Here is a 26,709-nt window from a genome sequence, read left to right as displayed (position 1 = left end):
GGGGGTCGCTGGGGCGCGTCCCCACCGCCGACGGCGTTCCGGTCCGCCGCCCCGGCCCGTGGACGACGACGTCCCGTGCCGGACCGGTCCCCACAGCCCCTCCCTCGTCCACAGCGGGTCCCGACCCGCCCGCCACGCCCTCCCCACCGCCGCAGGCTGTGCCGCGGAGGTGGTGCACGTGCGCGCGAAGGACGCCGTGGGGCGGTACGGGGAACGGGTGGCGGCCCGGTGGCTGGTCGAGGCGGGCATGACCGTGCTCGAGACGAACTGGCGCTGCCGGCACGGGGAGATCGACGTCCTGGCCCGGGACGGTGACGAACTGGTCGTGTGCGAGGTCAAGACCCGCCGCAGCACCAGCGCCGGCACGCCCGCGGAGGCGGTGACGCCGCAGAAGCTGACCCGGCTGCAGGAGCTGGCCCAGGAGTGGCTGAAGGCCCACCCGGCGGTGGCGCCCGCCGGCATCCGCTTCGACGTCGTGGCGGTGACCCCCGCCGAGCGGGGACCGGCCCGGGTCGAGCACCTGCGGGGGGTGCTCTGATGGCGCTCGCCCGCTCCCTGGCCGTCGGGCTCGTCGGCCTGGACGGCCACCTCGTCGAGGTCGAGGCCGACATCTCCCCCGGCATCCCCGCCTTCGTGCTCGTCGGGCTGCCCGACGCGTCCCTGCACGAGGCCAAGGACCGCGTCCGGGCCGCGACGGCCAACTCCGGCTTCCCGCTGCCGGCGCAGCGGATCACGGTGAACCTCTCACCGGCCACGCTGCCGAAGACCGGGTCGGCGTTTGACCTCGCCGTGGCGGTGGCCACGCTCACGGCCGCCGGTGTCCTGCCGCCGGAGGCCTCCGCCGAGACGGTCCACCTCGGTGAGCTGGGCCTGGACGGCAGCGTGCGCGCCGTCGACGGGGTGCTGCCCGCCGTGCTGGCCGCGGCCCGCGCCGGTGTCCGGCGCGTCGTGGTCCCGGAGGCGACGGCCGAGGAGGCCGCCCTCGTCCCGGGGGTCGTCGTCCGCGGGGTGCGCTGGCTGGCCGAGCTCGTCGCGGACTACCGCGGCGACCCGCCCGTGGACCTGCCCGAACCGCCCCGCGCCTTCGTCCCGCCCGAGCGGGCGCTCGCGGGCCGCCCGCTGGACCTGGCCGACGTCGTGGGCCAGAGCGAGGCGCGCTTCGCCCTGGAGGTGGCCGCCGCGGGGGGCCACCACCTGCTGATGAACGGGCCCCCCGGGGCGGGCAAGACGATGCTCGCGGCCCGCCTGCCCGGTCTCCTGCCCGACCTGGAGGAGGAGGCCGCCCTGGAGGTCACGGCGGTCCACTCGGTGGCCGGGACCCTGCGCGGGCGCCCGGGCACGGCCCTCGTCACGCGCCCGCCCTACGAGGACCCCCACCACACGGCCTCGGTCGCCTCCGTCGTGGGCGGTGGCAGCGGGGTGCCGCGGCCGGGGGCGGTCTCCCGCGCCCACCGCGGCGTGCTGTTCCTCGACGAGGCCTCCGAGTTCGAGGCCCGGGTCCTCGACGCCCTGCGCCAGCCGCTGGAGCACGGCGAGCTCGTCCTGCACCGCGCCCGCGGCGCGGCGCGGTACCCGGCGCGGTTCCAGCTCGTGCTCGCGGCCAACCCGTGCCCCTGCGGCCGGGCCGTGGGCAAGGGGCTGGACTGCACGTGCTCGCCGCAGGCGCGGCGCCGCTACGCCGCGAAGCTGTCCGGGCCGCTGCTGGACCGCGTCGACGTCCAGCTGCAGGTGCAGGCCGTGACGCGCGCCGAGGTGGCCGAGGCCGTCGCGGGGGAGGGCACGGCCGTCGTGGCGGCCCGGGTCGCCACGGCCCGGGCGGTGCAGACCGAGCGGCTGGGCCGGCACGGGGCGCGGACGAACGGGGAGCTCAAGGGCCCGCTCCTGCGCGGCCCGCTGCGCCTCGCGGCCGGCGTCACGCGCGACCTCGACCGGGCCCTGGAGCGGGGCGTGCTGACCCTGCGCGGCGTGGACCGGGTGCTGCGGCTGGCGTGGACGGTGGCGGACCTGCGGGGGGCAGTGGCCCCGGACCGCGACGACGTGGGCCGGGCCCTCGCGCTGCGCGGAGCCCTCAGCACGGCGGTGGCCGCGTGAGCCGCCCCGTCGGCGGTCACGGCACCCGGGTGCCGCCCGCCCTGCGGGACGCGCTGGACGACGACCGGCTGGCGCGGGCGGCGTGGAGCCGCCTCGCCGAGCCGGGGGACGCCGCCGCCGCCCGGCTGGTCGCCGAGGTCGGGGCGCCGCTGGCGCTGGAGGCCGTCGTCACCGGCCGCGGCCCGGAGCGGTGGCGGACACGGCTGGACGACGTCGACCCGGCGGGCGACGTCGCCGCGGTCCGCGCCGCGGGTGGGCGCCTCCTGGTGCCCGGCGACGAGGAGTGGCCCGTCGGGCTGAGCGACCTCGACCTCGACGCGACGGGGGAGCGGCCGCTGGGGGCGCCCTTCTGCCTGTGGGTGCGCGGGCCCGCCCGGCTGGCCGACGTCGCCGCCCGCAGCGCCGCCCTCGTCGGCTCCCGGGCCGCCACGGCGTACGGCCAGCACGTCGCGGCCGACCTCGCCGTGGGTCTCGCCGACCGGGGCTTCGCCGTCGTCAGCGGCGGCGCGTTCGGCATCGACGCCGCGGCCCACCGGGCCGCGGTCGCCGTGGAGGGGACGAGCGTGGCCGTCCTGGCCTGCGGGGTCGACCGCTCCTACCCGCCCGGGAACGCCGCGCTGCTGGCCCGGCTGGCGCGGACGGGAGCGCTCGTCTCGGAGGTGCCCCCGGGCAGCACCCCCACGCGGTGGCGCTTCCTGGAGCGCAACCGGCTCATCGCGGCCCTGACCCGCGGCACGGTCGTGGTCGAGGCGGCGTGGCGGTCCGGGGCCCTGTCGACGGCCGACCGGGCCGAGCGCCTGCACCGGCCCGTCGGTGCCGTGCCCGGGCCGGTGACCTCACCGGCCTCGGCCGGCTGCCACCGCCTGCTGCGCGACCGGGGCGCGGTCTGCGTCACGAGCGCCGAGGAGGCGGCCGAACTGCTCGGCGACCTCGGGGCCGAGACGGTCTCGACGCCGCCGGTCGAGCGGCGGCCCTTCGACGGGCTGGACCGCGAGGAGCTGCGGGTGGCCGAGTGCCTGCCCCGGCGGGTCGGCACCGACCTCGACTCCCTCGCCCGGGGCTCCGGGCTCGACGTCGGCGCCGTGCAGGCCCTGCTCGGCCGCCTGGAACTGTCGGGCCACGCGGTGCGCGCCGACGGCGGCTGGCGCCGGGCCGCGGGGGTGTGAGCGGAAAACCAGTGGGGACCGGAACGCCGCACGCGTATCGTCGTCCCTCGTCCCTCGTGCCTGGCGCGGAAACCGTTGCCGCGCAGGCTGTGAGCAGAGAGGGAGAGATCGTGGAGCGTCTGGGGAAGAAGCTGGTGAACTGGGCGTCCGTGCTGGAGGAGGGGACGCGCCGGCAGGCCCAGGTGGCGGCCACCATGCCCTTCATCCACCCGCACATCGCCCTCATGCCCGACGCCCACCTCGGCAAGGGGGCGACCGTCGGGTCCGTCATCCCGACCGACGGGGCGATCATCCCGGCCGCGGTCGGGGTGGACATCGGGTGCGGCATGATCGCGGTCCGCACGCAGTTCACGGCCACCGACCTCGCCGGTCGCGACCTGTCGGTCCTGCGGACCTCGATCGAGGCCGCCGTGCCGCTGTCGGCGGGGGCGGCCAACCGCGAGGTGTCGGCCACGGCCGCCCCCCGGGTCGCCGAGCTCGAGGCGCTCGAGCCGGCCCGGGCCGCGTTCCGCGACCAGCTCGTCCCGCGCTGGCGGCTGGCCCTCGGGACCCTGGGGTCGGGCAACCACTTCATCGAGGTCTCCCTCGACGAGCTGGACCGGGTCTGGCTGTTCCTGCACTCGGGCTCGCGCGGTCCGGGCAACAAGCTCGCCACCCACCACATCGGGGTCGCGCAGCGCCTGTGCCGGCAGTGGTTCGTGCCGTTGCCGGACCGGGACCTCGCCTACCTCGTCGAGGGCACGGCCGAGTTCGACGAGTACCTCTGCGACCTGCAGTGGGCCCAGCACTTCGCGCTGCTGAACCGGGAGGAGATGGTGGACCGGGTCGCCGCCCGGCTCGCCGACTTCCTCGGGACGGCGGTCCAGGAGGCGGAGCGGATCAACTGCCACCACAACTACACCGCGCGCGAGCGGCACTTCGGCCGCGAGGTCTGGCTGTCCCGCAAGGGCGCCATCGCGGCCGACGCCGGACGTCCCGGGCTCGTCCCGGGGTCCATGGGCACCGCCAGCTACGTCGTGGCCGGCAAGGGCGACGTCATGTCGCTGAACTCCTCCCCGCACGGGGCGGGGCGCCAGCACAGCCGGTCGGCGGCCCGCCGGGCGTTCACCCACGAGCAGCTGCGGGAGGCCATGAAGGGCATCGAGTACCGGGACACCGACGCGTTCCTGGACGAGATCCCGGCCGCCTACAAGGACATCGACCGGGTCATGGCCGACGCGGCCGACCTGGTCGAGGTCCGGCACGTCCTGCGCCAGGTGGTGAACGTCAAGGGTGACTGACGGGTGGTCCCGGGGCCGGCCCCCGGGACCACCCGTCGACGGGCACGTCGTCCTCCCGGGCCCAGGCGTGCACGGCGCCGCCGTCGGCCCCGCTGCCGGCCCCGGTGCCGGCGTCCGTCGTGCCGGGGACTCGCGCGCCGGTGGTCCGGGTCGATCGGCGCCGGGACGTCAGCGCACGACCGTGCTCGAGGTACGGGCTCACGGCGCGCCGCAGGGCGGCCGCGTTCGTCGTCGACAGGTCGATCTCGTAGGAGACGCCGTCGAGGCCGAAGGCGACGGTCTCGACGGCCTGGCCGCCGTCCACGTCGTCGGTGAGCACCGTGTGCGAGCGCTGAGCCACGGCGCGATCCTGCCACGGCCGGCACCGGGCTCCGGGGCGGTGCTCGCGCGGCGGCTTGCACCGCCGTCGGTGACGCGTGACGGTGCTGCGGTGGGAGCTGAGACGACCGGGGCGTCGCACGAGCGGACCGAGCGCCGGGGTGAGGACCTCCAGCAGCTGCTGACGGCGTTCGCCACCCACCTGCGGGCCGAGCGCAACCGCTCCGAGCACACCGTCCGGGCCTACTGCGCCGACGTCCGCGACCTGCTGCGCACGGTCCTGCCGGGCGCCGAGGACGGGGTGCTCGACCTCGGGCTGCTCGGCCTGCCGGACCTGCGGGCGTGGCAGACGGGCGCTGCCGCGGGCCACCAGCGGTCCACGCTGGCCCGGCGGGCGGCCGCGGCGCGCACCTTCACGGCGTGGGCCCACCGCACGGGCCGGCTGGCGGCGCAGGACCCGGGACTGCGGTTGCAGGCCCCCAGGCGCTCACGGGACCTGCCCCGGGTCCTGGCCCAGAGCCAGGTCCAGGCCGCGCTGGAGCCGGCGGTCGCGGCCCGGGCGGACGCCCGCGCCGATCCGCAGGACCTGCGGGACGGCGCGCTGCTGGAGCTGCTCTACGCCACGGGCTGCCGCGTCGCGGAGGTCGTCGGCCTGGACGTCGGCGACCTCGACTTCGGGCACCGCCAGGTCCGGGTCCTGGGCAAGGGGAACCGCGAGCGCGTCGTGCCCTTCGGCGACCCCGCGGCCCGGGCGCTCCAGGCGTGGCTGCAGCGGGGACGGCCGGCGCTGGTCGGACCGGCGTCCGCCGAGGCGGTGTTCCTGGGGGTGCGGGGCGGCCGGATCGACCAGCGTCAGGTGCGCACCGTCGTCAACCGCGCGGTCGCCGCGGTCCCCGGTGCGCCGCACACGTCCCCGCACGGTCTGCGGCACGCGGCGGCGACCCACATGCTGGACGGTCGAGCTGACCTTCGTAGCGTACAGGAGTTGCTTGGTCACGCTACGCTGTCAACGACGCAGATCTACACACACGTCTCCGTGGAACGGTTGCGGAGTTCTCACCGTCAGGCCCACCCCCGGGCCTGACGGTCCGGGGGGAGGACCACGGTGGAACCAGGAGCGGCGCAGGAGCGGGCCACCACCGCGCGGACGGAGCCGGACTCCGGTCTGCGAGTGGTCGACGACGGGATGGAGCGCGGCATCGACGCCACCGGCACGGACCAGACGACCCCCTCGGCAGCGGTGGACACCGCCGGGACCGCCGAGGAGGTCCAGCCCGCGGGACGACCGCAGGCCAACGCACGCTTCACCAGCCGCAAGGGCAAGGGTCCGCTCACCCCCGAGCAGGAGGCGGCCGAGGCGGCCCTGCGCGCGATGTGGGAGGACTTCAAGGCCACCGCGGACCCCTACGTCCGCGAGAAGCTGATCATGCACTACTCCCCGCTGGTCAAGTACGTCGCCGGGCGCGTCGGCGTCGGGCTGCCGCCGAACATCGAGCAGGCCGACCTCGTCTCCTACGGCATCTTCGGCCTCATCGACGCCATCGAGAAGTTCGACATCGAGCGCGCCATCAAGTTCGAGACGTACGCGATCTCGCGCATCCGCGGCGCCATCATCGACGAGCTGCGCGCCATCGACTGGATCCCCCGCTCGGTCCGCAGCAAGGCCCGCGAGGTCGAACGGACCTACGCCACGCTCGAGGGCGAGCTGCACCGCACCCCGACCGAGGCCGAGGTCGCCGAGCGCATGGGCATCGCGCTGTCGGACCTGCACCACATCTTCAGCCAGGTCTCCTACGTCAACGTGGTCGCCCTCGACGAGCTGCTCAGCGTGTCGGGGGAGAAGGGCGACAAGCTCTCCCTCGTCGACACCCTCGAGGACACCAAGGCCGAGGACCCCGTCGCGGCGTTCGAGAGCGAGGAGACGAAGTTCCTGCTCTCGCGCGCCATCAACCAGCTGCCCGAGCGCGAGAAGATCGTCGTCACCCTCTACTACTACGAGGGCCTCACCCTGGCCGAGATCGGGCGCGTCCTCGGCGTCACCGAGTCGCGGATCTGCCAGATGCACACCAAGGCCGTCCTGCAGCTGCGCGGCAAGCTGTCCGACGCCAGCTGACCTCGCGACCGGGCTCACGGCCGTCCCAGCGGCAGCAGGACCGGGGGAGCGCCCCGCAGCCGGGCCAGCGGGTCCAGGTAGGTCTCGTCCCGACGCAGCCCCAGGTGCAGGCAGGACGCGGGGCAGTGCCGCGGCTGCGCGGCGAGGCTGCCGAGCACCGCTCCCGCCACCACCGTCTGCCCGGAGCGCACCGAGGCGTCGAGCGGTTCGTACGTCGTGCGCAGGCCGTCGACATGCGCCACGACGACCACGCCGCGACCGGCGACCGGCCCCGCGAAGGTGACCTCCCCCGCGGCGACCGCCACCACCGGCGCCCCCGGGGCGGCCGCCAGGTCCACCCCCCGGTGACCCGCGGCGTAGCGGCCCACGTCGTCGAAGGTGCGGACGACCCGGGGCGGGTCCACCGGCCACGTCCACGTCCGCGCGGTGGTCCCCCGTCCGGGGGCCGGCGCCGGCGCGTGCGGCGGTGCGTCCACCGGTGGGGGAACGGCCACGACGAGGGCGGCGGCCAGCCCCGCGACCGCGACGGACCCCAGAGCGGCGGTGACCCCTGTACCCAGCACGTCGCCAGCCTGCCCCGGCCCCGCGGTGGGGTCCGGTCCGTCGGGTGGCCGGTGTGGACGGCCGGGCCGCTCGGCCGCGTGTGGAGCCGGGGACGACCCGCGATGCCCGCCGTCCCCAGGCCGTGCACCGGACGGGGCGCCGGAGGGGGCGCGGGAGCGGGCGCGGGCGGGCGCTACCGCCGCGGTCGCCCGGCGCACCCCACGCACGTCGTGGTCCACGGCCTCGCGGCCAGGCGGCCGGGGGCGATCGGGCGCCCGCACCGCTCGCACAGCCCGAACCCCGGTTCCCCGAGGCGGTCCAGGGCGAGGTCCAGGGCGCTCAACCGCTCCCGCACCTGCTCCAGCACCGCGGCGACCTGGGCGCGTTCGAAGGCCGTCGTCGACCCCTCGGGGTCGTGCTCGTCGTCAGCGGTGCCCTCGGCGGCCGCCTCCAGGGCGCTCGCGAGCTCGCGCTCCAGCGCCGCGGCCCGGTCCAGGGCCTCGGTCCGCTCCACCTCCAGGGCGGTGCGCAGGTCGGCCGGTCCCGGCGGCCTCACCGGCGCAGGGCCTGCAACCGGTCGCAGGCCTCGAGCAGCACGGCGTCGGACTTGCAGAACGTGAACCGCACCAGGGCGGCGCTCGCCCCGGCGGCCGCTCCACCGGGTTCGCAGAACGCGCTCACCGGGACGCCGACGACCCCGGCCAGCTCCGGCAGCCGGCGGCACAGCTCCGTCCCGTCGTCGAACCCGAGCGGCGCCGGGTCGGCGACGACGAAGTACGTCCCGGCCGGGGTCCGCACCCCGAACCCGGCCGAGCGCAGGCCCTCGCTCAGCAGGTCCCGGCGACGCTGCAGGTCGCCGGCCTGCTCGGTGAAGAACGCCCCGGGCAGGTCCAGGGCCTTGGCGACGGCGGGCTGGAAGGGGGCGCCGTTGACGTAGGTGAGGAACTGCTTGACCGCCCGCACGGCCGCCACGAGCGGGGCGGGGCCGCTCACCCAGCCGACCTTCCAGCCGGTGACGGAGAACGTCTTGCCCGCCGAGGAGACCGTCAGCGTCCGCTCGGCCATGCCCGGCAGGGTGGCGATCGGACGGTGCCGGTGCCCGGTGAACACGAGGTGCTCGTAGACCTCGTCGGTGACGACGACGGCGTCGTGGCGGGCGGCGAGGCGGGCGACGAGGGTGAGCTCGTCGTCGGACAGCACCGTGCCCGTCGGGTTGTGCGGGGTGTTGAGCAGGACCAGCCGCGTCCGGTCGCTGAAGGCGGCCTCGAGGGCCGCGCGGTCGAGGGCGAAGCCGTCGGCGGTCGGCAGCAGCGGCACCGAGCGCTGCACCGCGCCGGCGAGGGCGATGAGCGCGGGGTAGGCGTCGTAGGCCGGTTCGAGCACGACGACCTCGTCGCCCGCCTCGCACAGCCCGAGCAGCGCCGCGGCGGTGGCCTCGCTGGCCCCGGCCGTGACGAGCACCTCGGTGTCCGGGTCGGGTCGCAGCCCGTACCAGCGCTCCTGGTGCCGGCTCACGGCCTCGCGCAGCTCCGGCACCCCCAGCCCGGGCGGGTACTGGTTGGCCCCCGAGCGCAGCGCCGCCACGGCGTCCTCGAGCAGCGAGCCCGGGCCGTCGGTGTCGGGGAAGCCCTGCCCGAGGTTGACGGCCCCGGTGCGCTGGGCCAGGGCCGACATCTCCGCGAAGACCGTGGGCCCGAACCGCCGCATGCGCCGCACGCCGGCCGGTCCGGGGGGTGCGGCGACGGGGGTGGACGCGCCGCGGTCGAGACCAGTGCTCACGCGTCGTAGACTACGAGGGCGTTCCGTGCGTCCCGTCCGCGCTACTGCGGACCGGTGACGTCCAGGGCGACATCGCGTTCCCGCTCTCCGCGCCGTGCGGAGGGGAGCACCCTCTCGGTCCACCGGGTCGTCCCGGTGGTCGGGTGCGCACGGGAGCCAGGCGCGGCAGGCCGACCGGCCCGCTGCGGGACAACCGATCGGCCCCACCAGGGGGCCGGCACGAGGAGGACCACCCATGGCCGTCGTGACGATGCGCCAGCTGCTCGAGTCCGGTGTGCACTTCGGGCACCAGACGCGCCGCTGGAACCCGAAGATGAAGCGCTTCCTGTTCACGGAGCGCAACGGCATCTACATCATCGACCTGCAGCAGTCGCTGTCCTTCATCGACCGCGCGTACGACTTCGTCAAGGAGACCGTCGCCCACGGCGGCAGCATCCTGTTCATCGGGACGAAGAAGCAGGCCCAGGAGTCCATCGCCGAGCAGGCCGCGCGCGTGGGCATGCCCTACGTGAACCAGCGCTGGCTCGGCGGGATGCTCACGAACTTCTCGACCGTCTCCAAGCGGATCGCCCGGATGCGCGAGCTCGAGGAGGTCGACTTCGACGACGTCGCCGCCTCCGGGCTGACGAAGAAGGAGCTGCTCGTCCTGCGTCGGGAGTACGACAAGCTGACGAAGACGCTCGGCGGCATCCGCGACATGACCAAGGTGCCCTCCGCGGTGTGGATCGTCGACACCAACAAGGAGCACCTCGCGGTCGACGAGGCCAAGAAGCTCAACATCCCGGTCGTGGCGATCCTGGACTCCAACTGCGACCCGGACGACGTCGACTACCGGATCCCCGGCAACGACGACGCCATCCGGTCCGTCACGCTGCTGACGCGGGTCATCGCCGACGCGGTCGCCGACGGCCTGCAGGTGCGTCACGGCGGCAAGTCCGAGACCGGTGCCGAGCCGCTGGCCGCGTGGGAGCAGGACCTGCTGGCCGGCAACGAGGGTGAGCAGACCGGCGGGTCGGAGTCGACCGCGACCGCCGAGGGCTCCACCGCCCCCGAGGTCGCCGAGGCCGCTGCGGCCGAGGGTCAGCCGGCCGAGGTCGCGGCCAGCGAGGGCGAGCCGGCCGAGGCCGCCGCGCAGGCCTGACCTCCGCCAGGTACGACACAGGACGCCTGTGGTGACGCCCCGGGCCCCCGGCCCGGGGCGTCGCCGCGTCCACCCCCCGACCAGAAGTTCACGGAACGACGAGAGGACAGACCGTGGCCGCGTACACCGCCGCTGACGTCAAGGCCCTGCGCGAGAAGACCGGCGCCGGCATGCTCGACTGCAAGAACGCGCTCGTGGAGACCGACGGCGACGTCGAGAAGGCCATCGAGCTGCTGCGCATCAAGGGCCAGAAGGGCGTCGCCAAGCGCGCCGACCGCGACGCGTCCAACGGCCTCGTGGCCGTGCACGTCGACGGTGGCCTCGGCGTCATGGTGCAGGTCAACTGCGAGACCGACTTCGTCGCCAAGTCCGAGGGCTTCGTGACCCTGGCCAACCAGGTCCTCGCCCAGGCCGTGGCCGTCGGCGCGACCGACTCCGCCGCGCTGCTGGCCTCCGACATGGACGGCAGGACCGTCCAGGTCGTCCTCGACGAGGCGAACGCGACGATGGGCGAGAAGATCCTCGTCCCCAACGTCGCGCGCATCGAGGGGACCCACGTCTCGGCCTACCTGCACCGCACCGCGACGGACCTGCCGCCGACCATCGGCGTCCTCGTCGCCCTCGACAAGGACGACGACGCCCTGGGCAAGGACGTCGCGATGCACACCGCCGCGATGAGCCCGACCTTCCTCACCCGCGACGAGGTCCCGGCCGAGAAGGTCGAGTCCGAGCGCCGCATCGCCGAGGAGACCGCGCGCGAGGAGAAGAAGCCCGAGGCCGCCCTGCCCAAGATCGTCGAGGGTCGCGTCAACAGCTTCTTCAAGGACAACGTGCTGCTCGAGCAGCCGTTCGCCAAGGACCAGAAGGTGACCATCTCCAAGCTGCTGGCCGACGCCGGCGCCCAGGTGACCGCCTTCGCCCGCTTCCGCGCGGGCGTCTGAGGCAGACCGCTCACGGGGTGGGGGGACCACGGGTCCCCCCACCCCGTCCGCACGTCCGGACCAGTCGCGGTTCACCGAGGGTGACCTCCAGCACCCGACTGGGGCAGACTGCCCGTGACCCCAGCCCAGACCCCAGCCCCGTCCCCAGCGCAACCACCCGAGGAGCCACCGCGTGAGCGAGCCGAGCCTGACCGTCGACCTCGAGGCCGGGACGGTGCACCCCCGCCCCGCCTACCAGCGGGTGCTGCTCAAGCTCTCCGGCGAGTTCTTCGGCAACGGCCGGGTCGGGGTCGACCCCGACGTCATCGCCCAGGTGGCCCGCGAGATCGCCGGTCCCGTCAAGCAGGGCGTCCAGGTCGCCATCGTCGTCGGGGGCGGCAACTTCTTCCGCGGCGCGGAGCTGTCCCAGCGGGGCATGGAACGCAGCCGCGCCGACTACATGGGCATGCTCGGCACCGTCATGAACGCCCTGGCGCTGCAGGACTTCCTGGAGCAGCAGGACGTCGCCACGCGCGTCCAGACGGCCATCACGATGGGCCAGGTCGCCGAGCCCTACATCCCGCGCCGCGCCATCCGGCACATGGAGAAGGGCCGCGTCGTCATCTTCGGCGCCGGCGCCGGCATGCCGTACTTCTCCACCGACACGGTCGCCGCGCAGCGGGCCCTGGAGGTCCGCGCCGACGCCGTGCTCATGGCCAAGAACGGTGTCGACGGCGTCTACACGGGCGACCCGCGCACCGACCCGACGGCCACCAAGATCGAGTCGATCAGCTACGCCGAGGCCCTGCGCAAGAACCTGCGCGTCGTCGACACCACGGCCTTCAGCCTGTGCATGGACAACCGCCTGCCGATGATCGTCTTCGGCATGGAGGGCCAGGGAGTGGCCCGCGCCCTGCGGGGTGAGAGGATCGGCACGCAGGTGATCGCAGACTGAGGCCCCCGGGCCCGTCCGCGGGCTGCGGCACTGCGGGGGCGCTGGACGCGCCGGGACGAAGGACGAAGGGACCACCGTGATCGACGACACCCTCCTCGAGGCCGAGGAGAAGATGGAAAAGGCGGTCGAGGTCGCCAAGGAGGACTTCGGGGCCATCCGCACCGGACGGGCCAACGCCGCGATGTTCCACAAGGTGGTGGTGGACTACTACGGCGCCCCGACCCCGCTGCAGCAGCTGGCGAGCTTCCAGATCCCCGAGGCGCGCTCGGTGCTCATCACGCCCTTCGACCGCGGCGCGATGAGCGAGATCGAGAAGGCGCTGCGCAACTCCGACCTCGGCGTGAACCCCGGCAACGACGGCAACGTCATCCGGATCGTGCTGCCGCAGCTGACCGAGGAGCGGCGCAGGGACTACATCAAGCTCGCCCGCTCCAAGGCCGAGGACGCCCGCGTCTCGCTGCGCAACGTCCGTCGCCGCGCCAAGGAGGAGCTGGACCGCATCGTCAAGGACGGCGAGGCCGGTGAGGACGAGGTCGGGCGGGCCGAGAAGGAGCTGGAGTCGGTGACGAAGAAGCACGTCGAGGCCGTCGACGAGCTGCTGAAGAACAAGGAAACCGAGCTGCTGGCCGTCTGAGCGTGCCGGTGACCAGCGAGACGACCTCCACCGCCCGTCCACCGCGGCGGGCGGGGCGCAACCTCCCGGCCGCCATCGGCATGGGGGTGGCGATGGGCGGGGTGCTGATCGCCAGCCTCTTCGTCCGCCGGGAGGCCTTCGGCGTCCTGGCCTGCGCCGCCGTCCTCTACGGGACGATCGAGATGGTCCGCGCCTTCCGGGCGCGGCACCTGCGGATCCCCGTCCTGCCGCCCGTGGTGGGCACCCTGGCGATGGTGCCCGGCGCCTACCTCGGCGGCGGCGAGACGCTCTTCGCGGCGTACGCGCTCACCGTCGCCGCGGTGGTCGTCTACCGCCTCGTCGACGACGGCGGCGACCACGGCTCACCCGTGCGGGTGCCGGCCGTGCGCGACGTCTCGGGCGGGATCTTCGTCGTCACCTACGGCCCGCTGCTGGCCGGGTTCGCGATGCTCATGCTCGCCGCGAGCGAGGGGGCCTGGCGCGTCCTCGTCTTCGTGCTCCTCGTCGTCGCCAGCGACGTGGGCGGGTACGCGGCGGGCGTCTTCTTCGGCCGGCACCCCATGGCGCCCTCGGTCAGCCCGAAGAAGTCGTGGGAGGGCTCGGCCGGGTCGCTCCTCGTCGGCATGGTCGCCGGGGCCGTCGCGCTGCCGCTGGCGCTGGGGGCCTCGTGGTGGCAGGGCGTCCTGCTGGGTGCCGTCACGGTCGTCGTGGCCATCGGCGGGGACCTGTCGGAGTCGATGCTCAAGCGCGACCTCGGCATCAAGGACATGGGGACGCTGCTGCCCGGTCACGGCGGCGTCATGGACCGGCTGGACTCGCTGCTGCCCGCCGCCCCCGTCGTGCACCTGCTGCTGGTCTGGTTCCTCGGCCCCTGAGCCGCCGTACCATGGGAGCGATGTCCACTCCCGCCCCCCTGTCCCCGGACCCCGCGACGACCCCGGCGGGAGGACCCGCCCGGCCCCCGCGCGAACCGCTCCCGCTGGCCCCGGCCGCCCCGGGCGAGCTCGTCATGAGGGCACCCCGCCGCGGCAAGCCGCCGCGCCACTTCGTCGACCTCGAACCGGCCGAGCGCGGTCCGGCGATGGTCGAGCTGGGGGAGAAGGCGTTCCGCGGCAAGCAGCTCGCCACGCAGTGGTTCGAGCGGCTCGAGGACGACCCGGCGCGGATGACCGACCTGCCGGCCGCCAGTCGCTCGCGCATCGCCGACGCGCTCCTGCCGCGGCTCCTGACGCCGATCCGCACGCTGACGGCCGACCGGGGGACCACCGTCAAGACGCTCTACCGCCTGCACGACGGCGCGCTCGTCGAGTCGGTCCTCATGCGCTACCAGAACCGCGACACCCTGTGCATCTCCAGCCAGGCCGGGTGCGGGATGAACTGCCCGTTCTGCGCCACCGGCCAGGCGGGGCTGACCCGCAACCTGTCGACGGCGGAGATCGTCGAGCAGGTCACGGCCGCCTCCCGCGCCCTGGCCCGCGGTGAGGTCCCCGGCGGCGAGGGCCGCGTGGGCAACGTCGTCTTCATGGGCATGGGGGAGGCGCTGGCCAACTACAAGTCCGCCGTCGCGGCCGTGCGCCGGCTCACCCAGCCCGCCCCCGACGGCCTCGGCATCTCCGCGCGCGGCCTCACGATGTCGACCGTGGGTCTGGTCCCGGCCATCGACAAGTTCGCCGCCGAGGGGATCGCCGCGACCCTGGCCCTGAGCCTGCACGCCCCCGACGACGAGCTGCGCGACGACCTCGTCCCGATCAACCGGCGGTGGAACGTCGCCCAGGCCCTGGACGCGGCCCGCCGCTACTTCGAGGCCACCGGCCGGCGCGTGAGCATCGAGTACGCGCTCATCCGCGACGTCAACGACCAGGCCTGGCGGGCCGACCGCCTCGGCAAGCTGCTCAACGCCCGCGGCCGCGGCTGGGTGCACGTCAACCCGATCCCGCTGAACCCGACCCCGGGCTCGAAGTGGACCGCGAGCGAGCCGGCCGTGGAGAAGGCGTTCGTCGCGGCGCTGGAGGCCCGCGGCATCCCCACCACCGTCCGCGACACCCGCGGCAGCGAGATCGACGGCGCCTGCGGTCAGCTCGCGGCCATCGGGCCCGAGCAGCCGACCGCGTGAGCACCGAGGCGTGAGCAGCGACACGGTGCCCCTCACCGAGCTCGTCCGGGAACGACCGGCCCGGGCGGGTGCGCTGCGCCGCGGCTACAAGGTGGCCGACGTCGACCTGTTCCTCGCCCACCTCGCCACCGCCCTCCCGGCGGGCCGGGTGGCCTCGGCGCAGGTGCGGGCGGTCGGGTTCGGCTCCCAGCTCGGCGGGTACGACGTCACCGACACCGACGACCTGCTCGCCGACGTCGAGGACGCCCTCGCGCGGCGGGAGCGCTCGCACGCGCTGGCCCAGGCCGACCAGCGGGCCTGGACCGACCGGCGCGCCGCCCTCGGCCAGGCCGTCACCGGCCGCCTGAAGGAGCGGCGCGGTGAGCGGTTCCCCCGCGGCCGCGGGGTGCGCCGCGGCTACCACCCCCGCGACGTGGACGACCTGTGCGCGCTGCTGGTCCGCCACTTCCGCGGTGAGCTCACCCTCACCGCCGACGACGTGCGGGACGCGCTGTTCCGGCCCCGGCGCGGGGGCCGCGGCTACCGCGAGGCGCCCGTGGACGCCTTCCTCGACCGGGTCGTCGAGCTCATGGTCGGCTACCGCTGACCCGCGCTCAGTCCCACGGCGGGACCGACCCCAGCACCCGCTCGACGGTGAACACCACGACGACCCGGGCGGGGTTCTCCCGCGGCGGGCGGTAGCGGCGGGCGTAGCGCTCCTCGGCCTCGCGCACCGACGCCGGGTCCGCCAGCACCCGTCCCGGACCCTCCAGCGACAACCAGCGCCGACCGTCGACCTGGGAGACGACGCAGCGCGACCCCCGGGCCGCGTGGACGGCCTTGCGCGAGGAGCCCGACGTGATGACCCGCACCTCGCCCGAGGCGGGGTCGAACGTGAACCCGACCGGGACGACGTGCGGGGAACCGTCGGCCCGCAGCGTCGTGAGCGTCGCCAGGTGGCGCTCGGCGAGGAACTCCAGGGCGGCGGCGGGCAGGTCGGCGGGGTCCAGGGCCACGGCGGGAGTCTGGCAGGGGACCGCTCACCCCGCGTGCGCGCGGGTCGCCGTCAGCGCGAGCCACACCTCCGCCCGGTCCGTCGGGTCCTCCAGCGAGACCCCCAGCAGCCGCTGCGCGCGCGCGATCCGCCGGCGCACCGTGTTGCGGTGCACCCCGAGCGCGTCGGCGGTCGGCTGCCGGGCGCCGTGGTGGGCCAGGAAGACCTCCACGGTCCGGCGCAGCGCCGCGTCGTCCAGGCCCGCGAGGCGCGCCGCGGCCCACGCGTCCAGCCCGGCCGGGTCCAGGCTCTCCGGCAGCGTGGAGCCGTCGGCGTGGACCACGGGACGCTGCGGGGTCGTCCGGGACCACGCGGCGTCGGCTGCCCGGGCACCGGCGCGCGCCAGCGGGACCGGCCGGGCGACCCCGGCCCGGCCCGCGTACCCGCGCAGCGCGGCGGCCACCGCGGCGGGGGAACCCAGCGCGTGGTGCTCCCCGCGCGCCAGGTCCGGGACCGCGGGCCCGCTCCAGCGCACGACGACGACCGGGTCGGGCAGCTCCAACCCGACGGCGCCGGCCAGCCGTCGGGCGAGGTCGCCGCGGCCCGACAGGACGAGGTCGACGGCGCAGGCCGTGACCTCGCCGGTGACGCGGTCGGCCTCGTGCGCCGGCCCCGGCGCCGTGCGGGCCGTCAGGAGGTCCAGCAGCGCCGCCGCCGTCCCCACGGTGCCCTGGACGGCGCGCGGGACGTCGGGCCCGCCCGCGACGAGCAGCCACCGCGCCCGCCCGCTGGCCCGCAGGGTGAGCGTGCCGGCCGCCGTGACCTCCGTCCACGCCGCGCGCGCCCCCTGGTCACGGACCCGCGCCAGCCCCTCCAGCGCCGCCGCGGGCGGGGCCTGCGCGCTCGTCGCGGTCAGGACCGTGCCCGCCGCGTCGAGCAGCCACGCCGCCCCGTGCACCGCCCGCGCCGTGCGCCGCAGCACCGCGCGCGCCCCGTCCGGGCCCGCCGCGGCCGCCGCGAGGTCCCGCCCGGTGCGCGCGGCCGTCGCCTCCGCCTCGTTCTCACCGCGCCGCAGCAGGTCCGCCAGGCGCCGCGAGACCGCGATGAAGGGGGTGGGGACGGGGACCTCGACCAGGGCGAGCCCGGCGGTCGAGGCCGCCGTGACGAGAGCGCGCGGCACGCTCCGGTGCGACAGGCCGACGCCGAACCCGACCCCCGCGGCGCCGGCGGCGACCAGCCGCCCCACCCAGGCCGCCCAGCCGTCCCGGGGCACGCGCAACCCGGTGGTCAGCAGCAGCTCCCCGCCCTCCAGGAACGGGGTCGGGTCGTCCAGCTCGCTCGTGGCGACCCAGCGCACCGGGACGCTCGGGTCGCCGCCGACGAGGCGCAGGTCCAAGGAGGCCGTCGAGAGGAGGTCCGCGAGCAGCACCACGCCCCCAGGGTGCCGCACCGGGTGTCGGATCCGCACCGCTGCGGGGCGTCAGGAGGTGCGAACCGGGCACTGACGGCGGGCGGCCGGGCGCCTACCGTCGTGCCATGACGACGCTCACCCCGGGGCACGGCCCGCAGCGGACGACCGGCTCGACCCCCACGCACGGTGGCCCCGCGCTGCCGCAGGAGATCCGCCTCGTCACCGAGGTCCCCGGCCCGCGCTCGCGGGAGCTGGCCGCCCGCCGCACCGCGGCCGTCTCGGCGGCCGTCGGCTCCTCGATGCCGTTCTTCGCCCACGCCGCCGGCGGTGGGGTCGTCGTCGACGTCGACGGGAACTCCTACGCCGACCTCGGCTCGGGCATCGCCGTGACCACGGTGGGCAACTCCGCCCCGGCCGTCGTGCAGGCCGTCACCGAGCAGGCCGCCCGCTTCACCCACACCTGCTTCATGATCACCCCGTACGACTCCTACGTGGAGCTCGCCGAGCGCCTCGCCGAGCTGACCCCCGGCGACTTCGCCAAGAAGAGCGCCTTCTTCACCTCCGGGGCCGAGGCCGTCGAGAACGCCGTGAAGATCGCCCGCGCCCACACCGGCCGTCAGGCCGTCGTCGTCTTCGACCACGCCTACCACGGCCGCACCAACCTCACGATGGCCATGACGGCCAAGAACATGCCCTACAAGAACGGGTTCGGGCCGTTCGCGCCCGAGGTCTACCGCGCACCGCTGAGCTACCCGTTCCGCGACGGCCTCGACGGCCCGACCGCCGCCGCGCGGGCCATCGCCGTCATGGACAAGCAGGTCGGCGCCGCCAACCTCGCCGCGATCGTCGTCGAGCCCGTCCAGGGCGAGGGCGGGTTCATCGTGCCGGCGCCGGGGTTCCTGCCGGCCATCGCGGCCTGGGCCCGCGAGAACGGCGTCGTGTTCGTCGCCGACGAGGTGCAGACCGGACTCGCCCGCACCGGCGCCTGGTTCGCCAGCGCGCTCGAGGGCGTCGAACCCGACCTCGTCACCATCGCCAAGGGCGTCGCCGGCGGCCTGCCCCTGTCGGCCGTCACGGGCCGCGCCGAGGTCCTCGACGCCCCCGTCACCGGCGGTCTCGGCGGCACCTACGGCGGTAACCCGCTGGCCACGGCCGCGGCGCTCGCCGTCCTGCGGACCGTCGAGGAGGACGGCCTCCTCGCGCGCGCCCGGCAGATCGAGGAACTGCTGTTCCGCCGGCTGCGCGCCCTCGCCGACCGCGACCCGCGCGTGGGCGACGTCCGCGGCCGCGGCGCCATGGTCGCCGTCGAGCTCGTGGCGCCCGGCACCACCGAACCCGACGCCGCCCTGGCCAAGAAGGTCGCGACCGAGGCCGCCCGCCGCGGCGTCGTCGTCCTGACCTGCGGCACCGACGGCAACGTCCTGCGGTTCCTGCCGCCGCTGAGCATCGACGACGCCCTGCTGGAGCAGGCGTTCGACGTGCTGGACGGCGTCTTCGCCTCCGCCTGAACCACCCCGGACGGACCCCACGAGAGGATCGCCACCATGACGAGCACCACCACGACCAGCACCGGCTCCAGGGAGCGCGAACTCCTCGCGGAGGTCCCCACCGACCTGTTCATCGGCGGCACCTGGCGCCAGGCCGCCGGCGGCGCGCGCATCCCCGTCGAGGACCCGGCCACCGGCCGCACCCTCGTCGAGATCGCCGACGCGACGGTGCAGGACGGCGCCGCCGCCCTGGACGCCGCCGTGGCCGCGCAGGCGGGGTGGGCCCGCACGCCCACCCGTGAACGCGCGGAGGTCCTGCGCCGCGCGTTCGACCTCGTCGCCGCCCGCGCCGACGACTTCGCCCTCCTCATGACCCTGGAGATGGGCAAACCGCTGGCCGAGGCGCGCGGCGAGGTGGCGTACGGCAACGAGTTCTTCCGCTGGTTCTCCGAGGAGGCCCCGCGGATCGCCGGCCGGTACGCGCAGAACCCCGTCGGCGGTTCCCGGCTGCTGACGATGAAGCAGCCCGTCGGCCCCGTGCTGGCGATCCTGCCGTGGAACTTCCCGCTCGCCATGGGCACCCGGAAGATCGCCCCGGCGCTCGCCGCGGGGTGCACCATCGTCGTGAAACCGGCCACCCAGACCCCGCTCACGACGCTGCTGCTGGCGCAGGTCCTCGCCGAGGCGGGGGTTCCCGACGGCGTCGTCAACGTCGTCACGACGTCCGCCACGGGCGAGGTCACGGCCCCGCTCATCGCCGACCCGCGGCTGCGCAAGCTGACGTTCACCGGCTCCACCCCCGTGGGGAAGAAGCTCGTGGAGCAGTCCGCCGAACGGCTGCTGCGCGTCTCGATGGAGCTCGGCGGGAACGCCCCGTTCCTCGTCTTCGACGACGCCGACCTGGACGCGGCGGTCGACGGCGCGATGGCCGCCAAGATGCGCAACCAGGGCGAGGCGTGCACGGCGGCCAACCGGTTCTACGTCCAGCGCGGGGTGGCCGAGGAGTTCTCCCGCCGCCTGGCCGAGCGGATGGGCTCCCTCGTCGTGGGTCGCGGGACCGAGGACGGCGCGCAGGTCGGGCCGCTCATCGACGCCCGGGCCCGCGAGGACGTCGCGGCCCGCGTCACCGAGGCCGTCGAGGCCGGCGCCCGCGTGCTCACCGGCGGCGGACCCGTCGGCGACGCCGGCTACTTCTACGCCCCGACCGTCGTCGTCGACGTCCCCGCCGGCGCGCGGCTGCTCACCGAGGAGACGTTCGGGCCCGTCGCGCCCGTCGTCGTCTTCGACACCGAGCAGGAGGGCCTGGCCCTGGCCAACGACACCGAGTACGGCCTCGTCGCCTACGCGTTCACCCGGGGCCTGGACCGCGGGATGCGCGTCGCCGAGGCGCTGGAGTCGGGCATGGTCGGCCTCAACGCCGGGGTCGTCTCCAACGCCGCCGCCCCCTTCGGCGGGGTGAAGGCGAGCGGGTTCGGCCGCGAGGGCGGCCTGGAGGGCATCGAGGAGTACCTCGAGACGAAGTACGTGAACTTCCCGCTCTGACCCGACGCGCGAGGAGGGCCCCCGCCGACGCGGTGGGGGCCCTCCTCGCGCGCGGGCGGCGGGTCAGGCGCCGGCCGCCTGGGCGTACACGTCACGGACGACGCCGCCGAACCGCGGCCCGTACAGGACCGAGGTGTTGTCGTCGTAGCTGAAGCTGACGACGGACGTCACCGTGCCGGTGCCCGTGGCCGGGTCGACGTCGTGCAGCCAGGGGCCACCGCTGGACCCGCCGCCGAGGTCGCACAGGACCGCCACGTCGCTCGTGGCGCCCGGGCCGTTGTCGGTGAACTGGGCGCCGGTGCAGTACTGCAGCGTGAACCCGTCGGCGGTCCGGCTGCGGCCGGGGTAGCCGAGCACGGTCGTGCGCGCCAGCGGGGCGTCGAACGCGATCGCGTTGGCGCCCACCACGTCCTTCAGCGACTTCCCGTCCCGGGGTGCGACCACGGCGAACCCCACGTCGAAGCTCAGCGCCGCCGAGGACTGCTGGTCACCCGTGCGCCACTGCGGCGTCGTGAACGTCCGGCCCACCGCGAACCGGCCCTGCGGCTCGCTCGTGCCCGTCAGGCCCGGGACGAAGACGAGGTTCTGGGAGTCCAGCCCGTTCTCGGTCACGCAGTGGCCCGCGGTGACGATGACGTCGCCGCGGGGGGAGTCGACGCTGCTCGCGGTGCACTCGTACTTGCCCGCCCCCTGGGTGAAGTACAGGCGGCCCACGGTCGGCACCGCGTCCCCGGTCCAGGCCCGGGCGGTGCTCACGGCACCGCCCGTGACGACCCCGGAGGTCGCGCGCCGCGCCCGCGGCAGCCCGGGGGCGTCCCCCGTGCCCGACGTCGTCGACCGGGGCTGCGCGCCGGCCCCCGGGGAGGGGGCCGGGGGGACCCCGATCGCCGCGGCCGCGCCGGGGGCACCGGCGCCGCGGCCGGTGACCACGCGGTCCACGGGCGTGGCCTCCGCCAGCCGCTCCGCGGTCCAGAAGTCCAGGGCGGCCCGCTGGTCGGACGCGTCGAGGGTCGTGAGCAGGGACACCCCTGCCCCGCCCGGCCCGGGGGCGGCGGCCGCCGTCGTCGCGGCGTACGTCGCCGCGCCGCTGAGCGTGACGACGGCGGCCGAGGACGCGGCGATGAGCCTCCGCGTGAGGTGCGTGCGCATGACGGGGTCCCTCCCGAGTGGTCGTGCTACCGGGGTCATCCTTGCCGATCCCGTGCAGATCTGCTGCAACCGTCCCGTCACGGCACGTGGCGGGCCGCGGGTGCAGGCCATGATGGGGTCGTGAGCCCCCACCGTCCTCCCCGTCACGCCGCCGACCCGACCGAGCGCACCGGCGGGGGTGTCCGCGAGGTGGTCCTGCTCGGGAGCACGGGCTCGATCGGCACCCAGGCGCTGGACGTCGTGCGCGCGGCGGACCGGGCCGGCGGGACCGGCCCCACCTTCCGCGTCGTGGCCCTGGCCGCCGGTGGCGCCGACGTCGGCGCCCTGGCGCGGCAGGCCCTCGACCACGCCGTCGCGCTCGTCGGCGTCGCCCGCGAGGAGGCCCGCGGCCCGCTCGAGGAGGCGCTGCGCGCGCAGGCGGGCGGGCGGGCGCTGCCCCGGGTCGTCGCCGGGCCCGAGGCCGCCACGGAGGTCGCGGCGCACCCCTGCGACGTCGTCCTCAACGGCATGACGGGTTCGGTGGGGCTGCGGCCGACGCTGGCCGCCCTCGCCACGGGCCGCACCCTGGCCCTGGCCAACAAGGAGTCCCTCGTCGCCGGTGGCCCCCTGGTGACGCGCGCGGCGGCCCCCGGCCAGGTCGTCCCCGTCGACTCCGAGCACTCCGCCCTGGCGCAGTGCCTCCGCGGGGGCGCCGCCGACGAGGTCGCCCGGCTCGTCCTGACCGCCAGCGGGGGGCCGTTCCGCGGTCGCACGCGCGCCGAGCTCGCCGACGTCACCCCCGAGCAGGCCCTGGCCCACCCGACCTGGTCGATGGGACCGGTCGTGACGACGAACTCCGCCACGCTCGTCAACAAGGGGCTGGAGGTCATCGAGGCCTCCCTGCTGTTCGGCCTCGGCTACGACCGCATCGACGTCGTCGTCCACCCGCAGTCGGTCGTGCACTCGATGGTCGAGTTCACCGACGGGTCCACGCTGGCCCAGTGCTCGCCGCCGGACATGCGCCTGCCTATCGCGCTCGGGCTGTCCTGGCCCGACCGCGTGGCCGGGGCCGCGGCGGCCGTCGACTGGACCCGGGCGGCGAGCTGGACCTTCGAAGCCGTCGACGCCCGCGCCTTCCCCGCCCTGGACCTGGCCCGCGAGGCGGGCCGGCGCGGCTCGACGGTCCCGGCCGTGTTCAACGCGGCGAACGAGGAGTGCGTCGCCGCCTTCCACGCCGGGGCGCTGCCGTTCCTCGGCATCGTCGACACGCTCGCCCGCGTCGTCGCCGAGCACGACCCGGCCGGTGAGCCGCGTGACGTCGAGGACGTCCTGGCCGCCGAGGACTGGGCCCGCACCCGGGCCCGCGAGCTCACGGGCACGACCGGGGCGGTCCGGTGAGCGAGGTCCTGCTCTGGGTCGCCGGCGTCCTCGTGGCGGTCGTCGGGGTGGCCCTGTCCATCGCCCTGCACGAGGTCGGGCACCTGCTGCCCGCCAAGACCTTCGGCATCAAGGTCACGCAGTACATGGTCGGCTTCGGCCCGACCCTGTTCTCCCGCCGGCGCGGGGAGACCGAGTACGGCGTCAAGGCCATCCCCCTGGGGGGCTACATCCGGATGATCGGGATGTTCCCGCCCGGACCGGACGGCCGGCTCAGGGCGTCGTCCACCGGGCGGTGGGCGCTCATGGCCGAGGAGGCCCGGCAGGCCAGCTTCGTCGAGGTCGGGCCGGGGGAGGAGCACCGCACCTTCTGCCGCAAACCCGTCTGGCAGCGCGTCGTCGTGATGTTCGGCGGCCCGTTCGTCAACCTCGTCCTCGCGCTCGTGCTGACGGCGATCGCCGCCAGCGCGATCGGTCAGCCCGGTCCCGTCCCGCGGCTGTCGGCCGTCTCGCAGTGCGTCCTGCCCGCCGGCAGCACGGCCACGACGTGCGCGCCGGGCGACCCGGTCGCACCGGGCGCGGCCGCCGGGCTGCGGCCGGGGGACGAGGTCGTGGAGTTCGACGGCCGGCCGGTCCAGGGCTGGAACCAGCTCACGGCGGCCATCCGCGACCACGGCGGGCAGCCCGTCGACCTCGTCGTCGTGCGCGACGGGCAGCGGGTGCCGCTCACGGTCACCCCCGTCTCGACCCGCCGCGAGGCCGTCGACGACGCCGGCCGCCCCACGGGAGGCACCGAGGAGGTCGGCTTCCTCGGGGTCTCCCCGTCCACCGCGGTCGTGCGCATCGGCCTCGAGGAGGTCCCCGGCGTCGTCGGTCAGCAGATCGAGAGCGTCGCGGGCATCGTCGTCCGGTTGCCGCAGCGGCTCTACGACGTGGCCCAGGCGGCGTTCGGCACCGCTCCCCGCGACCCGAACGGGCCGATCGGCGTCGTGGGCATCGGGCGGCTGGCGGGGGAGATCAACGCGCTGCCCGCGGTCATCCCCGGCGACGAGCTCGCCGAGCGCACCTCCCGCCTCGTCTCGCTGCTGGCCGGCCTCAACGTCGCCCTGTTCGTCTTCAACCTCATCCCGCTGCTCCCGTTCGACGGGGGCCACATCGCCGGGGCGCTGTGGGAGGTCGTCAAGAAGGGGGTCTACCGGCTGCGGCGGCGCCCCGACCCCGGGCCGGTGGACGTGGCCAAGGCCATGCCCGTCGCCTACGGGGTCTCGATCCTGCTCGTGGGGATGAGCGTGCTGCTGCTGTACGCCGACATCGTGCGGCCGGTGACGCTGAACCAGTGAGGGTCCGGTGAGGCTCCACGGGTGGCGGACGGGCTGGCTTCGTCCGTGTCGGAGCCGGGGTTGATACTGCTGTGCGTGAGCGTCAGCCTCGGTCTCCCCGCCCTCCCCCCGCCCGTCCTGGCCCCCCGGCGCAAGACCCGGCAGATCCAGGTCGGCAAGGTGGGCGTCGGCAGCGACTCGCCGGTGTCGGTGCAGTCGATGACCACCACGCCGACGACGAACATCAACGCCACCCTGCAGCAGATCGCCGAGCTGACCGCCTCCGGCTGCGACATCGTCCGCGTGGCCTGCCCGACGAACGACGACGCCGAGGCGCTGCCGATCATCGCGAAGAAGTCGCAGATCCCGGTCATCGCCGACATCCACTTCCAGCCGAAGTACGTCTTCGCGGCCATCGAGGCCGGGTGCGGCGCGGTGCGCGTGAACCCCGGCAACATCCGCAAGTTCGACGACCAGGTCAAGGACATCGCCCAGGCGGCCAAGGACGCGGGCGTCTCGATCCGCATCGGCGTCAACGCCGGCTCCCTCGACCCGCGCCTGCTGGAGAAGCACGGCAAGGCCACGCCGGAGGCGCTCGTGGAGTCCGCGGTCTGGGAGGCCTCGCTGTTCGAGGAGCACGACTTCCACGACTTCAAGATCTCGGTCAAGCACAACGACCCCGTGGTCATGGTCCGCGCCTACGAGCTGCTGGCCGAGCGCGGCGACTGGCCGCTGCACCTCGGCGTCACCGAGGCCGGTCCGGCGTTCCAGGGGACGATCAAGTCGGCGACCGCGTTCGGGGCGCTGCTGAGCAGGGGCATCGGGGACACCATCCGCGTGTCCCTGTCCGCGCCGCCGGCCGAGGAGGTCAAGGTCGGCATCCAGATCCTGCAGTCGCTGAACCTGCGCCCGCGCAAGCTCGAGATCGTGTCCTGCCCGTCCTGCGGACGGGCCCAGGTCGACGTCTACTCCCTGGCCGACGCCGTCACCGAGGGCCTGGAGGGGCTGACCGTCCCGCTGCGCGTGGCCGTCATGGGCTGCGTCGTCAACGGCCCGGGGGAGGCCCGTGAGGCCGACCTCGGCGTGGCCAGCGGCAACGGCAAGGGCCAGATCTTCGTCAAGGGCGAGGTCATCAAGACCGTGCCCGAGCACGCGATCGTCGAGACGCTCATCGAGGAGGCCAACCGCCTCGCCGCCGAGATGGGCGAGCCCGTCGACGGCTCCACGACAGCCCCGACCGTCACGGTCGGCTGAACGGACCTGACGGGGTGTCCACCTCGACCGGGCGCCCGGCAGCGGGCAGGATGCGGGAGTGGTGCTGACGAACTCGGCCGCGCGCGGCTCGGCCGCCTCCGGGACCCTGCGGGTGCTGGGCGGTGCCGACGCGCCCGCCCTGCTGCGGTTGTGCGAGCGCGACCCCGTCGCGAACCTCTTCGTCTCCGCCCGCCTCCTCGGTCTGCTCGCCCGGCCCGGCACCGACCTCGGCGGTCAGGTGTGGGGCTGGTTCGAGGACGGCGTCCTCGTCTCGGCGTGCTGGGCCGGGGCGAACCTCGTCCCCGTCGAGGCGACGCCCGCGGCCCTGGACGCCTTCGCCGCCACGGCCCGCGCCGAGGGGCGCCGCTGCTCCTCCCTCGTCGGCCCGGCCGAGCAGGTGCTCGCGCTGTGGCGCCGGCTCGAGCCGTACTGGCGCGGCGCGCGCGACGTGCGGGCCCACCAGCCGCTCATGGTGTGCGACACCGCGCCGTCCGTGCGCCCGGACCCGTCGGTGCGACGTGCGACGCTGCGCGAGCTCGACCTCGTCGTCCCCGCCTGCGTCGCGATGTTCACCGAGGAGATCGGCTACGCGCCCGCCCCGCCCGACGGCGGTGGCGCATACCGCGCGCGCATCGCCGAGCTCGTCTCCACGGGGCGCTCGTTCGTGCGCATCGACGCCGGGCGGTCCGGTCCCGAGGTCGTCTTCAAGGCCGAGCTCGGCGCCGTCTCCCCGAAGGTCGTGCAGGTGCAGGGCGTGTGGGTGCCGCCGCACCGCCGCGGCGAGGGGCTGTCCGAACCGGCGATGGCCGCCGTCGTCGAGGCCGCCCGCGCCGACGGGGTGCAGCAGGTCTCCCTGTACGTCAACGACTACAACGCCCGCGCCCTCGCCGCCTACCGCCGCGTCGGGTTCCGCGAGGTCGGGTCGTTCGCGACCGTCCTGTTCTGAGGAACGCGGTCCTCACGAGCCTCCAGCGGGTCCGGTGACGCCGTGGATCGCCCGGTTGCGCCGCCGGTGCGGCGCAAGTGTGGACCCGACGCCCATCGCTGGAACCGTCGGTGTGCTCGATCCGTCCGTCCAGGGCCGGCAGAACCGCCGCCTGGACCCGGCGACCCGCCTCTCCCGTCCCGCCCGTGACCTGCTCGAGGACGACGGGGCGAGCGTGGT

The 26,709-nt window shown here is 75.4% G+C and carries 26 protein-coding genes; 19 read left to right on the top strand and 7 right to left on the bottom strand.

Translation table 11 applies throughout. From position 1 onward, the window contains the following. Positions 1 to 169: 169 nt before the first annotated feature. The 4 genes from AB2L28_RS18665 (at position 170) to AB2L28_RS18650 (ending at position 4,537) form a co-directional block, all read left to right on the top strand. Positions 170 to 538 carry a YraN family protein gene (locus AB2L28_RS18665; RefSeq protein ID WP_370720495.1) on the top strand — a complete coding sequence of 123 codons (369 nt, stop codon included), beginning with the start codon at positions 170 to 172 and terminating at the stop codon, positions 536 to 538. After that, the gene (locus AB2L28_RS18660; protein ID WP_370720494.1) at positions 538 to 2,091 is read left to right on the top strand and encodes a YifB family Mg chelatase-like AAA ATPase; all 1,554 of its coding nucleotides are present in this window, start codon (positions 538 to 540) and stop codon (positions 2,089 to 2,091) included. The genes AB2L28_RS18665 and AB2L28_RS18660 overlap by 1 nt, the downstream gene beginning before the upstream one ends. Further along, entirely contained in the window at positions 2,088 to 3,257 is a 1,170-nt protein-coding gene (dprA, locus tag AB2L28_RS18655) for a DNA-processing protein DprA (protein WP_370720493.1), read from the top strand. Before AB2L28_RS18660 ends, dprA begins: the two co-directional genes overlap by 4 nt. A 110-nt stretch (positions 3,258 to 3,367) precedes the next feature. Beyond that, positions 3,368 to 4,537 (top strand): RtcB family protein, encoded by a 1,170-nt coding sequence (locus AB2L28_RS18650; RefSeq protein ID WP_370720492.1) that lies wholly within the window; start codon positions 3,368 to 3,370, stop codon positions 4,535 to 4,537. Here the strand turns inward: AB2L28_RS18650 and AB2L28_RS18645 are convergent. Next, complete coding sequence (locus AB2L28_RS18645; protein WP_370720491.1) at positions 4,524 to 4,877, bottom strand: histone-like nucleoid-structuring protein Lsr2; 354 nt, start codon at positions 4,875 to 4,877, stop codon at positions 4,524 to 4,526. The two genes, AB2L28_RS18650 and AB2L28_RS18645, sit on opposite strands and share 14 nt — an antisense overlap. A gap of 90 nt (positions 4,878 to 4,967) precedes the next feature. On the opposite strand from AB2L28_RS18645, the gene AB2L28_RS18640 reads away from it, so the two are divergent. Both AB2L28_RS18640 and whiG read left to right on the top strand, forming a co-directional pair. After that, positions 4,968 to 5,939: a tyrosine-type recombinase/integrase gene (locus AB2L28_RS18640; protein ID WP_370720490.1), complete on the top strand. Its 972-nt coding sequence runs from the start codon at positions 4,968 to 4,970 to the stop codon at positions 5,937 to 5,939. Between the two features lie 21 nt (positions 5,940 to 5,960). Then, positions 5,961 to 6,968, top strand: a complete 1,008-nt coding sequence (gene whiG / locus AB2L28_RS18635; RefSeq protein WP_370720489.1) for an RNA polymerase sigma factor WhiG — start codon at positions 5,961 to 5,963, stop codon at positions 6,966 to 6,968. A 14-nt stretch (positions 6,969 to 6,982) separates the two neighbouring features. On the opposite strand, the gene AB2L28_RS18630 is transcribed toward whiG, so the two are convergent. From AB2L28_RS18630 to AB2L28_RS18620, 3 genes are all read right to left on the bottom strand, one after another. Further along, positions 6,983 to 7,531 carry a peptidoglycan DD-metalloendopeptidase family protein gene (locus tag AB2L28_RS18630; RefSeq protein WP_370720488.1) on the bottom strand — a complete coding sequence of 183 codons (549 nt, stop codon included), beginning with the start codon at positions 7,529 to 7,531 and terminating at the stop codon, positions 6,983 to 6,985. Between the two features lie 173 nt (positions 7,532 to 7,704). Further along, a complete protein-coding gene (locus AB2L28_RS18625) occupies positions 7,705 to 8,067 on the bottom strand; it encodes a TraR/DksA family transcriptional regulator (protein WP_370720487.1) in 363 nt (120 codons plus the stop codon). Beyond that, the gene (locus tag AB2L28_RS18620; RefSeq protein ID WP_370720486.1) at positions 8,064 to 9,290 is read right to left on the bottom strand and encodes a pyridoxal phosphate-dependent aminotransferase; all 1,227 of its coding nucleotides are present in this window, start codon (positions 9,288 to 9,290) and stop codon (positions 8,064 to 8,066) included. The genes AB2L28_RS18625 and AB2L28_RS18620 overlap by 4 nt, the downstream gene beginning before the upstream one ends. 235 nt (positions 9,291 to 9,525) lie before the next feature. On the opposite strand from AB2L28_RS18620, the gene rpsB reads away from it, so the two are divergent. The 7 genes from rpsB (at position 9,526) to AB2L28_RS18585 (ending at position 15,639) form a co-directional block, all read left to right on the top strand. After that, entirely contained in the window at positions 9,526 to 10,431 is a 906-nt protein-coding gene (gene rpsB / locus AB2L28_RS18615) for a 30S ribosomal protein S2 (protein ID WP_370720485.1), read from the top strand. Between the two features lie 113 nt (positions 10,432 to 10,544). Next, positions 10,545 to 11,372 carry a translation elongation factor Ts gene (gene tsf / locus AB2L28_RS18610; RefSeq protein WP_370720484.1) on the top strand — a complete coding sequence of 276 codons (828 nt, stop codon included), beginning with the start codon at positions 10,545 to 10,547 and terminating at the stop codon, positions 11,370 to 11,372. 172 nt (positions 11,373 to 11,544) lie between these two features. Continuing rightward, on the top strand, positions 11,545 to 12,306 hold the full coding sequence (gene pyrH / locus AB2L28_RS18605; protein WP_370720483.1) for a UMP kinase: 762 nt from the start codon (positions 11,545 to 11,547) through the stop codon (positions 12,304 to 12,306). Positions 12,307 to 12,382: 76 nt separating this feature from the next. Further along, positions 12,383 to 12,940 carry a ribosome recycling factor gene (gene frr / locus AB2L28_RS18600; protein WP_370720482.1) on the top strand — a complete coding sequence of 186 codons (558 nt, stop codon included), beginning with the start codon at positions 12,383 to 12,385 and terminating at the stop codon, positions 12,938 to 12,940. Between the two features lie 8 nt (positions 12,941 to 12,948). Beyond that, positions 12,949 to 13,815 carry a phosphatidate cytidylyltransferase gene (locus tag AB2L28_RS18595; protein WP_370720481.1) on the top strand — a complete coding sequence of 289 codons (867 nt, stop codon included), beginning with the start codon at positions 12,949 to 12,951 and terminating at the stop codon, positions 13,813 to 13,815. Between the two features lie 134 nt (positions 13,816 to 13,949). Next, positions 13,950 to 15,053: a dual-specificity RNA methyltransferase RlmN gene (gene rlmN / locus AB2L28_RS18590; RefSeq protein WP_370720593.1), complete on the top strand. Its 1,104-nt coding sequence runs from the start codon at positions 13,950 to 13,952 to the stop codon at positions 15,051 to 15,053. Positions 15,054 to 15,063: 10 nt separating this feature from the next. After that, positions 15,064 to 15,639 carry a DivIVA domain-containing protein gene (locus AB2L28_RS18585; RefSeq protein ID WP_370720480.1) on the top strand — a complete coding sequence of 192 codons (576 nt, stop codon included), beginning with the start codon at positions 15,064 to 15,066 and terminating at the stop codon, positions 15,637 to 15,639. Between the two features lie 7 nt (positions 15,640 to 15,646). Here the strand turns inward: AB2L28_RS18585 and AB2L28_RS18580 are convergent, their stop codons facing one another. Continuing rightward, positions 15,647 to 16,048: a pyridoxamine 5'-phosphate oxidase family protein gene (locus tag AB2L28_RS18580; protein ID WP_370720479.1), complete on the bottom strand. Its 402-nt coding sequence runs from the start codon at positions 16,046 to 16,048 to the stop codon at positions 15,647 to 15,649. Between the two features lie 24 nt (positions 16,049 to 16,072). Further along, the gene (locus tag AB2L28_RS18575; protein WP_370720478.1) at positions 16,073 to 17,458 is read right to left on the bottom strand and encodes a PucR family transcriptional regulator ligand-binding domain-containing protein; all 1,386 of its coding nucleotides are present in this window, start codon (positions 17,456 to 17,458) and stop codon (positions 16,073 to 16,075) included. A gap of 104 nt (positions 17,459 to 17,562) precedes the next feature. Between AB2L28_RS18575 and gabT the strand changes: the two genes are divergently transcribed. Together gabT and AB2L28_RS18565 are read left to right on the top strand one after the other, a co-directional pair. Then, positions 17,563 to 18,945, top strand: a complete 1,383-nt coding sequence (gabT, locus tag AB2L28_RS18570; protein ID WP_370720477.1) for a 4-aminobutyrate--2-oxoglutarate transaminase — start codon at positions 17,563 to 17,565, stop codon at positions 18,943 to 18,945. A 36-nt stretch (positions 18,946 to 18,981) separates the two neighbouring features. After that, positions 18,982 to 20,466: an NAD-dependent succinate-semialdehyde dehydrogenase gene (locus AB2L28_RS18565; RefSeq protein ID WP_370720476.1), complete on the top strand. Its 1,485-nt coding sequence runs from the start codon at positions 18,982 to 18,984 to the stop codon at positions 20,464 to 20,466. A gap of 63 nt (positions 20,467 to 20,529) precedes the next feature. On the opposite strand, the gene AB2L28_RS18560 is transcribed toward AB2L28_RS18565, so the two are convergent. Beyond that, positions 20,530 to 21,615, bottom strand: coding sequence for a trypsin-like serine peptidase (locus tag AB2L28_RS18560; protein ID WP_370720475.1), 1,086 nt, complete (start codon positions 21,613 to 21,615; stop codon positions 20,530 to 20,532). Between the two features lie 120 nt (positions 21,616 to 21,735). On the opposite strand from AB2L28_RS18560, the gene dxr reads away from it, so the two are divergent. The 4 genes from dxr to AB2L28_RS18540 all read left to right on the top strand — a co-directional run bounded on the left by dxr (position 21,736) and on the right by AB2L28_RS18540 (position 26,490). Next, positions 21,736 to 22,992 (top strand): 1-deoxy-D-xylulose-5-phosphate reductoisomerase, encoded by a 1,257-nt coding sequence (dxr, locus tag AB2L28_RS18555; RefSeq protein ID WP_370720474.1) that lies wholly within the window; start codon positions 21,736 to 21,738, stop codon positions 22,990 to 22,992. Continuing rightward, a complete protein-coding gene (locus AB2L28_RS18550) occupies positions 22,989 to 24,311 on the top strand; it encodes a M50 family metallopeptidase (RefSeq protein ID WP_370720473.1) in 1,323 nt (440 codons plus the stop codon). Before dxr ends, AB2L28_RS18550 begins: the two co-directional genes overlap by 4 nt. Positions 24,312 to 24,386: 75 nt before the next feature. Next, positions 24,387 to 25,544, top strand: a complete 1,158-nt coding sequence (ispG, locus tag AB2L28_RS18545; protein ID WP_370720472.1) for a flavodoxin-dependent (E)-4-hydroxy-3-methylbut-2-enyl-diphosphate synthase — start codon at positions 24,387 to 24,389, stop codon at positions 25,542 to 25,544. Between the two features lie 58 nt (positions 25,545 to 25,602). Continuing rightward, entirely contained in the window at positions 25,603 to 26,490 is an 888-nt protein-coding gene (locus tag AB2L28_RS18540; protein ID WP_370720471.1) for a GNAT family N-acetyltransferase, read from the top strand. The last annotated feature ends 219 nt before the right edge of the window (positions 26,491 to 26,709 follow it).

Source organism: Kineococcus mangrovi, assembly GCF_041320705.1.
GTDB lineage: Bacteria > Actinomycetota > Actinomycetes > Actinomycetales > Kineococcaceae > Kineococcus > Kineococcus mangrovi.
Note: the sequence above shows the minus strand (reverse complement) of the source record. Positions and strands in the feature narration are given on the sequence as shown.

Excerpts from the sequence above, each read along its gene's own strand:
- gabT (WP_370720477.1), top strand. The coding sequence starts at position 17,563 with ATGACGACGCTCACCCCGGGGCACGGCCCGCAGCGGACGACCGGCTCG.
- rlmN (WP_370720593.1), top strand. The coding sequence starts at position 13,950 with ATGAGGGCACCCCGCCGCGGCAAGCCGCCGCGCCACTTCGTCGACCTC.
- AB2L28_RS18565 (WP_370720476.1), top strand. The coding sequence starts at position 18,982 with ATGACGAGCACCACCACGACCAGCACCGGCTCCAGGGAGCGCGAACTC.
- AB2L28_RS18660 (WP_370720494.1), top strand. The coding sequence starts at position 538 with ATGGCGCTCGCCCGCTCCCTGGCCGTCGGGCTCGTCGGCCTGGACGGC.
- rpsB (WP_370720485.1), top strand. The coding sequence starts at position 9,526 with ATGGCCGTCGTGACGATGCGCCAGCTGCTCGAGTCCGGTGTGCACTTC.
- AB2L28_RS18560 (WP_370720475.1), bottom strand. The coding sequence starts at position 21,615 with ATGCGCACGCACCTCACGCGGAGGCTCATCGCCGCGTCCTCGGCCGCC.